General features: G+C 69.6%; 17 protein-coding genes. 16 read left to right on the plus strand and 1 reads right to left on the minus strand.

The features are described 5' to 3' along the window. The first annotated feature begins 310 nt into the window (after window positions 1-310). Window positions 311-946, plus strand: a complete 636-nt coding sequence (locus STH_RS07365; protein ID WP_148205518.1) for a prenyltransferase/squalene oxidase repeat-containing protein — start codon at window positions 311-313, stop codon at window positions 944-946. A gap of 12 nt (window positions 947-958) precedes the next feature. Here STH_RS07365 and STH_RS18745 read toward each other — a convergent pair whose 3' ends face one another. Beyond that, window positions 959-1,504 carry a 2'-5' RNA ligase family protein gene (locus STH_RS18745; RefSeq protein WP_011195590.1) on the minus strand — a complete coding sequence of 182 codons (546 nt, stop codon included), beginning with the start codon at window positions 1,502-1,504 and terminating at the stop codon, window positions 959-961. A 235-nt stretch (window positions 1,505-1,739) separates the two neighbouring features. Here STH_RS18745 and STH_RS18750 point away from each other — a divergent pair, with 235 nt between their 5' ends. The 15 genes from STH_RS18750 to STH_RS07445 all read left to right on the plus strand — a co-directional run bounded on the left by STH_RS18750 (window position 1,740) and on the right by STH_RS07445 (window position 11,593). Beyond that, window positions 1,740-2,048 (plus strand): hypothetical protein, encoded by a 309-nt coding sequence (locus STH_RS18750; RefSeq protein WP_011195591.1) that lies wholly within the window; start codon window positions 1,740-1,742, stop codon window positions 2,046-2,048. Window positions 2,049-2,063: 15 nt separating this feature from the next. Then, window positions 2,064-3,683 (plus strand): hypothetical protein, encoded by a 1,620-nt coding sequence (locus STH_RS07380; RefSeq protein ID WP_011195592.1) that lies wholly within the window; start codon window positions 2,064-2,066, stop codon window positions 3,681-3,683. Between the two features lie 11 nt (window positions 3,684-3,694). Beyond that, the gene (locus STH_RS07385; protein WP_011195593.1) at window positions 3,695-4,009 is read left to right on the plus strand and encodes a nucleotide pyrophosphohydrolase; all 315 of its coding nucleotides are present in this window, start codon (window positions 3,695-3,697) and stop codon (window positions 4,007-4,009) included. Window positions 4,010-4,138: 129 nt separating this feature from the next. Further along, window positions 4,139-4,462: a YlxM family DNA-binding protein gene (gene ylxM, locus STH_RS07390; RefSeq protein ID WP_011195594.1), complete on the plus strand. Its 324-nt coding sequence runs from the start codon at window positions 4,139-4,141 to the stop codon at window positions 4,460-4,462. A gap of 43 nt (window positions 4,463-4,505) precedes the next feature. After that, window positions 4,506-5,870 carry a signal recognition particle protein gene (gene ffh / locus STH_RS07395; protein WP_011195595.1) on the plus strand — a complete coding sequence of 455 codons (1,365 nt, stop codon included), beginning with the start codon at window positions 4,506-4,508 and terminating at the stop codon, window positions 5,868-5,870. Window positions 5,871-5,959: 89 nt separating this feature from the next. After that, window positions 5,960-6,226, plus strand: coding sequence for a 30S ribosomal protein S16 (gene rpsP, locus STH_RS07400; protein WP_011195596.1), 267 nt, complete (start codon window positions 5,960-5,962; stop codon window positions 6,224-6,226). Window positions 6,227-6,275: 49 nt separating this feature from the next. After that, window positions 6,276-6,506 (plus strand): KH domain-containing protein, encoded by a 231-nt coding sequence (locus STH_RS07405; protein WP_043715258.1) that lies wholly within the window; start codon window positions 6,276-6,278, stop codon window positions 6,504-6,506. After that, window positions 6,503-6,910, plus strand: coding sequence for a YlqD family protein (locus tag STH_RS07410; protein ID WP_011195598.1), 408 nt, complete (start codon window positions 6,503-6,505; stop codon window positions 6,908-6,910). The genes STH_RS07405 and STH_RS07410 overlap by 4 nt, the downstream gene beginning before the upstream one ends. Next, a complete protein-coding gene (gene rimM / locus STH_RS07415) occupies window positions 6,910-7,434 on the plus strand; it encodes a ribosome maturation factor RimM (RefSeq protein WP_011195599.1) in 525 nt (174 codons plus the stop codon). The genes STH_RS07410 and rimM overlap by 1 nt, the downstream gene beginning before the upstream one ends. A 4-nt stretch (window positions 7,435-7,438) precedes the next feature. Next, window positions 7,439-8,182, plus strand: a complete 744-nt coding sequence (trmD, locus tag STH_RS07420; RefSeq protein ID WP_011195600.1) for a tRNA (guanosine(37)-N1)-methyltransferase TrmD — start codon at window positions 7,439-7,441, stop codon at window positions 8,180-8,182. Window positions 8,183-8,302: 120 nt separating this feature from the next. Beyond that, a complete protein-coding gene (gene rplS / locus STH_RS07425) occupies window positions 8,303-8,668 on the plus strand; it encodes a 50S ribosomal protein L19 (protein WP_011195601.1) in 366 nt (121 codons plus the stop codon). A 134-nt stretch (window positions 8,669-8,802) separates the two neighbouring features. After that, on the plus strand, window positions 8,803-9,372 hold the full coding sequence (gene lepB, locus STH_RS07430; protein WP_011195602.1) for a signal peptidase I: 570 nt from the start codon (window positions 8,803-8,805) through the stop codon (window positions 9,370-9,372). A 13-nt stretch (window positions 9,373-9,385) separates the two neighbouring features. Next, window positions 9,386-10,252, plus strand: coding sequence for a ribosome biogenesis GTPase YlqF (ylqF, locus tag STH_RS07435; protein ID WP_043713731.1), 867 nt, complete (start codon window positions 9,386-9,388; stop codon window positions 10,250-10,252). A 174-nt stretch (window positions 10,253-10,426) separates the two neighbouring features. Further along, window positions 10,427-11,236 carry a ribonuclease HII gene (locus tag STH_RS07440; protein ID WP_242654585.1) on the plus strand — a complete coding sequence of 270 codons (810 nt, stop codon included), beginning with the start codon at window positions 10,427-10,429 and terminating at the stop codon, window positions 11,234-11,236. Then, window positions 11,237-11,593 (plus strand): YraN family protein, encoded by a 357-nt coding sequence (locus STH_RS07445; RefSeq protein ID WP_011195605.1) that lies wholly within the window; start codon window positions 11,237-11,239, stop codon window positions 11,591-11,593. Window positions 11,594-11,808 lie beyond the last annotated feature (215 nt).

The raw sequence follows: 11,808 nt of genomic DNA on the forward strand, positions 1-11,808 counted from the left end.
CACCTCCTGTCTCCGAGCATAAACCCTCACGTTGCGTGAGGGTCAACAGCCAGTTTGGCGAGTCGCGGCGACGAGGATGAAACGGCACGTGTGTTCGCAGCCTCTGTTCCTGTGACGAACACTTGTGAGGTGAACAGGCGGATATGGACAGGCTGGATGCGATGGCTCTCGAATACGTCATGCAGAACGCACCCCCTGGGAACGGTGGCGCGCCCGGCGGCTGCTGGGCTCCGCCGGGCCGGTGCCTCCGGATTGGGCGGACCGGCAGAACCCGGACGGCGGCTGGCGCAGCCGGGAGTTCAGCTCCCCCGTGTCCAACATGGGCACCACCAGCGTCACCCTCATGCGCATGATCTGGTGCGGCCTCGGCGACTCGCCCGAGTGCCGGGCGACCGTGGAGTACCTGCGCAGGACCCAGCAGCCGGACGGCCGGTGGACCGAGGACCCGGCGCAGTACGGGGCGAACCCGCCCGAGTGGAACCGTCCCGGCGACCTTGCGGTCGACCTGTGGGAGACGGCCAACAACGCCGCGTGCCTGTGCGCGCTGGGGCTGGCGCAGGACCCGGTCACGGAGAAAGCGGTGGCCTGGCTCAGGGCCAACCGCCGGGAAGACGGCACCTTCCCCGGCTACATCCACACCACGTACGCGATGGCGGCGGTCTGCCACATGCGGGGCGAGGGGGTGGAAGCGGAACGCTACCTGGCCGACTCGCTGCGGATCCTGCACAAGTTCAAGGATGAGTCCTGGTTTGACGTCATGGACCTGACCTGGGCCCTGATCCTGTGGGGCCTCGCCGGCCTCGACGTCCGGACGGAGGCCGTCAGAAGCTACCGGGACGAGCTGCGCAGGCGGCGCAACGCCGACGGCACCTGGTCCAGCCGTTACCCGGGGTGCGGCCCGCAGTACACGCTGGAGGCCGTGGAGATTCTGAGGGCCCTGGGCTGAGCGGAGCGCGGCCTATCCCGCTGCGCCGAAGCGCCGGGAGAACCGCAGCCGGCCGACCGCTCCCTGCGGCTGCTCGATCAGCGCCAGGTTGTCCACGGCCACCGTCCAGCGGAGCGGCAGGCGGGACAGGTGTGACACCACCCGCTCCACGTGGGCGGGGCTCAGGTCCTTCTCCGCCAGCGTGATGTGGGGCCGCCACGCCTCGGGGCTGTAGTAGGGGCTCTCCCGCCGCCGGTGGGGCCGGAGCGCTTCCCACAGCCGAACGTGCAGCGCGTCCAGGGCCGGCGTGCGCCGGACGTCGATGAAGACCACCGGCGCCGGCCCGCGGAAGACCCCGATGCCGGTCGTCTCCACCTCAAACGGTGCAAGCCCCTGTGCCACGGTCTGCAGGCAATCTTCCACCCGGGCGAAGTCGTACTCGGGCGCGATCTGCCAGGAGAAGTGGGGAATCGGCGTGATCCGGGCGCCGGAGAGGCCGAACCGGCGCTCGAGGTCGTCCCAGAGCGCTTCCACCCGGTGGTACAGCTCGGGCTGCAGGACGGTTACGACGGCGTGCATGCTGTCCCTCCGGTTGGATCCAACTGGCCATAGCGATTCCTGGGACGTGATGCGCCCTGCTGAAGTTCCTGCCGTGACGCCGCCGCCGGCCTGCCCGCGGCGAGAACCTGACGGCGCGCCGGACGCGTCATACAGATGGCGGTTCCGTTTGAAGGATCGGACGGCGCCCGGAGCGTCACACCCTATATGAACCCGGTACATGCAGCACAAGAGCGGCATCAGGGAGGTTGAGGCCATGGCCAGGCTGGACGCACTCTTCTTCCAGCACATCCCGCCGCTGCGCGCGGCGGCGGTGGCGCTGCCCGAGGGCGGCGTGCTCTTCTCCGACGACGGCTTCGCGGACTTCCTGCGGACGGGGCGGCCCACGTCCGACCCGGCCGGACCGCAGGTGCTTTCCACCGGCGTCGCCTGGGAGGAACTGCGGTCGGCCTGGAGCCGGGTGCTGCCCCTGGAGCCGTTTGCCCACGACGGCTGGCTCGCCCACCTGCAGACGTACGCGGGCCTGGACTGGAGCGGCCTGGATGCCCTGGGGCTCGACCTGTAGCGGGGAGGTGCAGCCATGCAGGAGTTGATCTTCCCGGCTGTGGGTCGGTGGGTCAGCGCCCAGCGGGAGTGGGAGGACCTGGTGGCCGAAATGCGCCACGAGCTGCCCGCCCGGCTCTGCCAGGATCTGGTCCGACAGGCGCAGCACCGGGCGCAGCAGGTGAACTGGGCGTTTGGCCGGCAGATGGAGCGCAGGTTCAAGGAGATCGAGCACGCCCGACGGGACGGGGCCAGGAAGAAAGGGCGCAAACCCGAGGCGAAGGCGCTCCGGCGTCGACTCACCCTGATGGACCCGGCGGCCGTCGCCCGAGACCTGGCCGCGGGGCTTACGCCGCCGGACCTCTCCGAGTACAACCAGATCGTCGCCGACCTGTCCCGGGCGATGCCCCACCCGGGGATCGCGACCCGTTACACGCTGCCGCCCCAGGCCCTCCGGGCGCTGGCGGACCAGATCGCCGCCGCCGGCCGGCCGATGGCGCAGGCGCTCAGCGAGCACGCGCAGAACCTGAAGCAGTACGCCGAGCTTGTGGACCGGCTGCGCGCCCAGCCGCTGGTGCAGAAGGGCGCCAGGCTCATCGGCAGCGCCGTGGCCACCGCCCTGGAGCCGCTGGTCGGGCGTGAGGCCGCCGCACAGCTCATGGGTGTGGACCGGTCGCTGGACCGGGCGCTGGAACAGGTGGAGGAGGGCTGGGCTGCGTTCCAGAGGGAGTACGCCGAGTTCGCCGCCGAGCGGCAGCGCCGGCACCAGCTGATCTACCTGAGCCTGGTGGGCGGCCTCTTCCTGCGGGTGCAGCGGGACCTCCGGCGGCTGGGCTGTGAGCTCGTGGTGGACGAGCAGGGCAACTGCCGCACGGTGGCCACCCCCGAGCGGCAGGCCTGGCTCCGGCGCCACTTCCAGGCGGCCGCCCCGGCCGTCCGGACGGCCCTGGACGAGGGGCGGCTGGAGGAGGCGGAGGCGCTGGCGGCCCGTCTGGTGGCCCAGGTGGTCACCGACCCCGTGGCGGCCCGGACGGAGCTGGACGGCAAGTCGGTGGGCTACCTGGCGTACGCCCTGCACCTGAGCGCCTGGCTCGCCCGCGCCCGGGAGCTGTGGGGCCAGGGGAAGCCGGAGGCGGCCGCGGCGATCTGGCGGCAGGTCTTCACCGACTACCCCTGCCTCGTGGCCGACGCCGATCTGCACCCGGTGCCGGGCGAGCCCCTGCCCCTGGTCACCGCCGGCTTCCGGCTGGCCGCCTATGCCGAGTGGGTGCGGCAGTCGAACCGGGCCGACGAGGCGGACGCTCTCCTGATGGCCCAGGTCCGGTTCGCGGAGCGTCTCTCCCGGCTGAACCCGGAGCATGCGCTGCCAGGCGAGGCGCTGTCGCCCGAGATGCGGGAGTGGGCCGCGACCCTCTCTGCCTACCTGCGCCGGTCGGCCGCCGACCCCGGCGCACTCGGCCTGCCGGAGCGGCCGGTTCCGCTTTCCCGCTACCCGGGGGTCCTGCGCCGGTTCCGCCAGGCGGTGGGCACCAGCCTGGAGACCTCGCCGCTGGACCGGTACCTGCGGGGCCGGGTGAACCTGCTGCGGGGGGCCACGGCAGCAGCCGCCACCGGCGGCGTGGGTCTCCTGGCGGCCCTGGCGTGGCTCCTGCTCTAGGAGGTGACTGCGTGGATCTGCGGGACGTGCAGCGGGAGGTGGACCGCTGGGTTGCCCCCTTTGGGTACTGGGATCCGCTGGCCAACCTCGTCCGGCTCACCGAGGAGGTGGGGGAGCTGGCCCGGGAGATCAACCACCGGTGGGGGCCCAAGAAGAAGAAACCCACCGAGGACACCGGGGACGTGGCCCTGGAGCTGGGCGACATCCTGTTTGTGGTGGCGGTCCTGGCGAACCAGCTGAACATCGACCTGGAGGAGGCGTTCCGCCGGGTCATGGACAAGTACCGGACCCGCGACGCGGACCGGTGGCGGCCGAAGGACGGATGATGCGGCGCCCGGAGGTGTCAGGAGAAAATCCTTGACAGCCTCCGGGCGAATCCCTATACTCAGGAAGGTGGCGACGCTGTCAATCACATCTCCTTGACATCATCGGCACGCCGGAGGAGGCGGTTTCCGATGAAGGACGTGCAGCGGATCGCCCTGCTCTTCGACTTCTACGGGCCGCTGCTCACCGAGCGGCAGCAGGAGCTGATCCGGGCCTACTACCTGGAGGACCACTCGCTGGCGGAGATCGCCGACGCCGACGGCGTGAGCCGGCAGGCGGTCCACGAGCTGATCCGCCGGTCCGAGGCCGCCCTGCAGGAGTACGAGCAGCGGCTGGGCTTTGTCGCCGAGCATCAGCGGCGCCTCAGGCTGCTGGACGAACTGCAGGAGGCGCTGGACCGGGCCGACCTCAGCGCCGCCCGCCGCGCCCTGGCGGCCCTGCGGGCGGAGGCGTGAGCCCGTTGATCGACACCTTCCATACGGAGAGGGTGACCATCCCTTGTTTGAATCGCTGCAGGAACGGCTTCAGGAGGCCTTCAAGCGGCTCCGGGGCAAGGGGAAGCTCACGGAGTCGGACGTGAACGAGGCTCTGCGCGAGGTGCGGCTGGCGCTCCTGGAGGCCGACGTCAACTTCAAGGTCGTCAAGTCGTTCATCGCCCGGGTGAAGGAGCGTGCCGTGGGGCAGGAGATCCTGGAGAGCCTGAACCCGGCCCAGATGGTGATCAAGATCGTCTACGAGGAACTGGTCGCCCTGATGGGCGGGGAGAGCGTCGGCCTCAACATGGCCGACCGGCCGCCGACCATCATCATGCTGTGCGGCCTCCAGGGCGCCGGCAAGACGACCCACGCGGCCAAGCTGGCGTTGAAGCTGAAGAAGGAGGGGAAGAAGCCCCTCCTGGTCGCGGCCGACGTCTACCGGCCGGCCGCCATCAAGCAGCTGGAGGTCCTCGGCGAGCAGGTGGGGGTGCCGGTCTACAGCGAGGGCGATCAGGCGAGCCCGGTGGACATCGCGCAGCACGCCGTCGCGTACGCGGCGGAGGAGCGGCGGGATGTGATCATCGTCGACACCGCCGGCCGGCTGACCATCGACGAGGAGCTCATGGAAGAACTCCAGCAGATCAAGGCGCGCATCCAGCCCCACGACACGCTGCTGGTCCTGGACGCGATGATCGGCCAGGACGCCGTGACCACCGCCGAGCACTTCCACACCAAGCTGGGGATCGACGGCGTCATCCTGACCAAGCTGGACGGCGACACCCGCGGCGGCGCCGCACTGTCGGTCCGCGAGGTGACCGGGCGGCCGATCAAGTTCGTGGGCGTGGGGGAGAAGCTGGACGCCCTGGAGCCCTTCTATCCGGATCGGCTGGCTTCCCGGATCCTGGGCATGGGCGACGTGCTCACGCTCATCGAGAAGGCCCAGGAGCAGGTGGACCGGAAGCAGGCCGAAGAGATGGCCCGGAAGATGCTGAAGGCCCAGTTCGACTTCGAGGACTTCCTGGAGCAGCTCCGCGCCCTGCAGCGGATGGGCCCGCTGCAGGACATCCTGAAGATGCTCCCCGGCGTCGGGGCGCAGCTCAAGGACATCAACATCGATGAGAAGGAACTGAAGCACATCGAGGCGATCATCCTCTCGATGACGCCGAAGGAACGGCGCAACCCGGACATCATCAACGTCCGGCGGCGGGAGCGGATCGCCAGGGGCTCGGGCCGGCCCATCGCCGAGGTGCACCGGCTGATCAAGCAGTTCGAGCAGACCCGCAAGCTGATGAAGCAGCTGGGGGGCATGGAGAAGATGTTGAAGCGGGGCGGCAAGCTGCCCCGGCTCCCCGGCGGCGGGTTCGGCGGCCTGTTCGGCCGGCGCTGATGCGGTAGCGGTGCTCCATCCCCGCATTTCCGGAGCAGGGATGTGCACACATAGATCTCAATTGCACTTGTTGAGGAGGATGAACCGAAATGGCTCTCAAGATTCGCCTGAAGCGCATGGGGATGAAGAAGACGCCCTTCTACCGGCTGGTGGTGACCGAGGCGACCTCGCCCCGTGACGGCCGCTTCGTCGAGGAGATCGGCTACTACGATCCCACCAAGAACCCCGTCGTCCTGAACATCGACGAGGAGAAGGCGCTGAACTGGCTGCTGAAGGGCGCGACCCCCACCGAGACCACCCGCGCGCTGCTCTCCAAGGCGGGCGTGCTGAAGAAGTTCGACGAGGCGAGGAAGTAAGGGGGCAGGGCCGACCCGACCCCCCCGGAGAAGGGGGCGCTGACCCATGCTGCAGCGGCTGGTGGAAGTGCTGGTGACGGGGCTCGTGGAGCACCCGGACCAGGTCAAAATCACGGCGGTGGAAACCCCCCGCGCCGTCACCTTCGAGGTCCGTGTCGCCGACAGCGACATGGGCAAGGTGATCGGTCGGCGCGGCCGGGTGGCCAGGGCGATCCGCACGGTGGTCAAGGCGGCCGCCGTGAAGGACGGCCGCCGGGTAATGGTGGAGTTCATGTCATGAGCTTGCAGATCTTGCGACCGGTGACGATCAAGGCCCGGGTGACCGAGAGCCTCAAAGCGCGGCTCACGGCGGAGCTGAACGCGGCGATCAAGCAGCTGGACGACGAGATGGCCGAGCTGGAAAGCCAGGTCAAGCGCGCCCAGCTCACCGCGACGATCAGCCCGCAGCAGCAGCTCCAGCTGCACCAGCTGGTGGAGCAGGAGCGCGCGGTGCGCGCCGAGAAGAAGGCGCAGCTGCAGGAGGAGATCCGCCGCGTCCAGGCGCTGCCTCTGGGCGCCGAGGTGGTCCAGGGCACCATCCAGGCGACGGCCACGGTGAAGGTGGGCGACAGCCTGGACGCCCTGATGACGGCCGAAATCGTCGTGGAGGACGGAAAGGTGATCGAGATTCGGGGTGAGGTGTAGTGGCCGGGCAGTCCAGGCCGGACCTGATCCGGATCGGTCAGGTGACCGCCCCCCACGGCGTGCGGGGCGCGGTGCGGGTCTATCCCACCACCGACTTCCCTGAGCGGTTCGTCACCCTGAAGCGGGTGATGATCGACGGTCCCGACCGCGCGGTCGGGGCCAGGTTTCGCGGCTTCGTCAAGAACCTGGTCATCCTGGAGCTGGAGGGGATCACCGACCGCAACCAGGCGGAGCGGCTGCGCGGGGCGGATCTCCTGGTCCCGCGGGAAGAGGTCCATCCCCTGCCCGAGGGGTATTACTACGACTTCGACATCATCGGCATCGAGGTGGTGGACCCGGACGGCAGGCAGCTGGGGCGGGTGGTGGAGGTGGACCACACCAGCCCGGTGCACGACCTCTACGTGGTGGAGACCGCGCCGGGCAAGCGGTACCTCGTGCCCGCCGTGCGCCGGTTCGTCAAGGAGATCGACCTGGAAACCGGCCGGATGGTGATCGACCCGATCCCGGGCCTCCTGGAGGACTGACCCGATGCTGATCCAGATCCTGACCATCCACCCGGCCATCGTCGCCCCCGTCTTTCGGGAGTCGATCCTCGGCCGCGCCTGCGAGGCGGGCATCCTGGACCTGCGGGTGGTCAACATCCGGGACTTCGCCCTCAGCAAGCACCAGCAGACCGACGACTACCCCTACGGCGGCGGCGCCGGGCTGCTCATGAAGCCCGAGCCGGTCTTCGGCGCGGTCCGGTGGGCGGCCGGGCGGGCCCCGGCGGGCGCCCGCCCGCCCCGGGTCATCCTCATGGACCCGCAGGGGCGCCGGTTCGACCAGCGTTATGCGGAGGAGCTGGCGCGGGAGGACCATCTGATCCTGATCTGCGGGCGCTACGAGGGGTTCGACGAGCGCATCCGGGCCTTAGCCACCGACGAGATCTCCATCGGCGACTATGTGCTGATGGGCGGTGAAGTGGCGGCGCTGGTGGTGGTGGAGGCGGTGACCCGGCTGATCCCCGGGGTGCTGGGCGACCTGGAGTCCAGCGTGGCCGAGTCGCACACCTCGGGCCTGCTGGAGGGGCCGCAGTACACCCGCCCCGCCGAGTTCGAGGGGATGCGGGTGCCGGAGATCCTCACCTCGGGCAACCACGGGGCCATCGCCCGGTGGCGGCGGGAGCAGGCCCTGCGCCGTACCTTCGAGCGGCGCCCCGACCTGCTGCAGTCCGCCGACCTCACGCCGGAGGAGCGCCGCCTGGTGGAAGCGTGGCGAACCCGCCAGAGTTGATATTGCCACCGGTTACCCGCCTTGGTATAATGGTGTGCGTGTGATCACGGACGGTCCGCTGCCGGACTGCTTGCACGCTCGGAAGCACCGGTACGAACGTCACGTACAAGGGGTGAAATCATGTCCGACATCATCCGCGAGATCGAGCGCGAGTACATGCGCAGCGACATCCCCGCCTTCCGGCCCGGCGACACCGTCCGGGTGAACGTGAAGGTCGTGGAGGGCAACCGCGAGCGTATCCAGGCCTTTGAGGGCGTGGTCATCAAGCGGCAGGGCTCGGGGATCAACGAGACCTTCACGGTCCGGCGCGTCTCCTACGGCGTCGGCGTCGAGCGCACGTTCCCCGTCCACAGCCCGCGGCTGGCCTCGATTGAGGTGATCCGCCGCGGCGTCGTCCGGCGGGCCAAGCTCTACTACCTGCGGGAGAGGACCGGCAAGGCCGCCCGCATCCGGGAGCGGCGGCTCGCCAGGCCGGAGGAGGCCTAGAATCGGGTTTCGGCTTCTGGTCGCTCCGCTCGACACCCCTGGCGGGTTGAGCGGAGCGTTGCACTATTCCCGGGGAAGCAGCGGAGCGAATCGCCGCGCCGGGACATCGGAGCCGAGCGGGGAGGAGAGGCTAGATGGCAGACGTCCCGGACGAGAGGCCGGCCGTCAGGCGGAAGTCGCCCCTGCGCGAGGTGCTGGAGACCCTGGTCCTGGCCCTTCTCTTTGCGCTCATCATCCGCACCTTCGTCGTGGAGGTCTACCAGGTCTCGGGCAGCTCCATGACCAACACCCTGTACGACCAGGAGCGGGTGCTGGTCAACAAGTTCATCTACAAGCTGGTGCGGGATCCCCGGCCCGGCGACATCATCGTCTTCAAGTACCCGCGCCAGCCCGAGAGGGACTTCATCAAGCGGGTGGTGGCGGTGGCCGGGGACACCGTGGAGATGCGCGGCGGCGTGGTGTACGTCAACGGCGAGCCGTTCAACGAGGCGCCGACGGTGCGGCTGAGCGCGGGCGATTTCGGGCCGGTGGTCGTTCCGCCGGATTCGGTCTTCGTGCTCGGGGACAACCGGTCCAACAGCGAGGACAGCCGCTACTTCGGCGAGGTGCCGCTCAGCCACATCCGGGGCCTGGCCGTCGCGCGGATCTGGCCTCTTACCGAGATCAGCGCCCTCGCTCTGCCGGCGGCGGAGGGCGGCGGATAAGGGAGGGAGCGCCGTGCCGGTGATTCAGTGGTTCCCCGGCCACATGGCCAAAGCGCGTCGCATCCTGCAGGAGAACGCGCCACTGGTGGACGTGGTGCTGGAGATCGTTGACGCCCGGTGCCCGCTGGCCAGCCGCAATCCGGACCTGATGGCCCTGGTGGCTCACAAGCCGCAGGTGCTGATCCTGAACAAGGCCGACCTGGCCGATCCCGCCGCGACCCGGCTCTGGGTGGAGCGGCTGAACGAGCCGGGTCGGCCTGCCGTCGCGTTGGACGCGGTGCGCGGCACCGGCGCCCGGGAGGTTCTGGCCGCGATCCGCCGGGCCTTCGCCCCCGTGCTGCGCGCCTGGACGGCGAAGGGCCGCAAGCCGCGCCCGGCCCGCGTCATGGCGGTCGGCATCCCCAACGTGGGCAAGTCGTCGGCCATCAACCGGCTGGTCGGCGCCCGGCGGGCGCCGGTGGGGGACAAGCCGGGGGTGACCCGCGGCAAGCAGTGGATCCGCATCGGCAAGGACGTGGAGCTGTTGGACATGCCCGGCATTCTCGTCCCCAAGTTTGAGGACCAGCGGGACGGGCTGTTGCTCGCGGCCACCGGGGCCATCAAGGACGAGGTCTTCGACCAGCGGGAGGTGGCCAACCACCTGCTGCACCTGATCTGGGAGTCTTTGGGCGCGGCGGTCGCCGAGCGGTACGGGCTCACTCGCCTGGACCCAGAACCGGTGGCGAACCTGGAGGCGATCGGCCGCTTCCGCGGCTTGCTCAGGGCCGGGGAACAGGTCGACCTGGACGCGGCCGCCCAGCTGGTCCTGCGGGAGTTCCGCGAGGGGCGGCTGGGGCGGGTGACCCTGCAACCGCCTGATCCACCCCCCGGGGGCGAATGATGGGTATTGTATGTATACGGTGAAATCCTAATATATCTTTATGTCCGTAGGAGGATTTTTCTCACACACCGCCGAAACTGACATGCACGATTTAACCGTGTTGAAGGCCTAAAGGGTGTGGACCGCGTGGGACCGCAACCCGCCGGAGGCCGCTGATTGGGTGGGGGTGAACCGGTGAGGCGAATCATCCTGAAACGGATGAGCTTGAAGCGTCTACAGGCACTGATGGCAGAGCAGGGGCCGGACATCTACCCGGAGGTCATCGCAGCGCTCAAAGACGATCCCCGGGAAGGGGCCCAGCGGCTGGTGCGTCAGTGTCAGACCTACCTGAAGGAGCGGGAGCGGCAGCGGGCGGTGCTCCAGCGGATGTACAACTACGAGCGGCAGCTGTGGTCCATGGGCTACCGCCACATCGCGGGCATCGACGAGGTCGGCAGGGGGCCGCTGGCCGGGCCTGTGGTGGCGGCGGCGGTGATCCTCCCCGGAGAGGTGGAGCTGCCGGGTATTGAGGAGGCGAAGCGGCTTTCGGATCGGCGGCGGATGGAGCTGTACAGGCGCATCCGCGAGGTGGCCGTGGCCGTGGGGGTCGGCCTGGTGCAGCCGGAGGGCATCGATGAGGCCAGCGTGGTGGTGGCCACGTACAAGGCCATGATGAAGGCGGTGGCGGACCTGCCCGTCACGCCCGACTACCTGCTCATCGACGGCGTGCACCTGCCCAACGTTTCACAGCCCCAGGTGCCCGTGGTGGGCGGGGAGACGCTCTCGTGTTCCATTGCGGCGGCGGCCGTGGTGGCCAAGGTGGTGCGGGACGAGTACATGGTGGAGATGGACGCCAAGTACCCGGCTTACGGCTTTGCCCACCACAAAGGCTACGGCACCCCGGAGCACCGGCTGGCGCTGGAGCGCTACGGGCCCTGTCCGATCCACCGGAAGCCTTCGGACGGCACGCCCGCCGGGGCGGTGCTGCTGTTCACGGAGGGCTAGGTGAGCCGCCGCGTCGGCGAGGCGGGGGAGCAGGCCGCTGCAGAGTTCCTGACGGCCTCCGGATACCGCATCATCGCCCGCAACGTGCGCTTCCGTTCGGGTGAGATCGACCTGATCGCCCAGGACGGGGGCGTGCTCGTTTTCGTGGAGGTGAAGACCCGACGCGGACGGAGGTACGGGACGCCGGGCGAGGCGGTGACGGCGGCGAAGCAGCGGCGGCTGGCCCGCCTGGCCTCCCTCTACCTGGCCCGCCTCGGATCGGAGCCCCCGCCGTGCCGGTTCGACGTCGTGGAGGTGGAGCCGGGCCCCGACGGGCGCCTGCGCTGCCGGCTGATCCAGAATGCGTTCCACGCGTGAGCGGAGCCGTTCCGGTGACGAACCGGAACGGCTCCGCCTGCTTTGCTCACGGTGCCGTCGGCCTTGGGAAGACCACCGCCCGCGCCCGCGGCCCGGGGCGCCGTGTGAACCGCTTCACCCGATCCTGCCGTTCGCGGGGCTGTCCGGGCCAGGCCCCGGGCGGCCTCCGCCACCTGCTCCGACGAGGTGCCAGCTCCTCCACGGTGACGGATACC

Origin of the sequence: Symbiobacterium thermophilum IAM 14863 (assembly GCF_000009905.1) — a bacterium.
Taxonomy (GTDB): Bacteria; Bacillota; Sulfobacillia; order Symbiobacteriales; family Symbiobacteriaceae; genus Symbiobacterium; species Symbiobacterium thermophilum.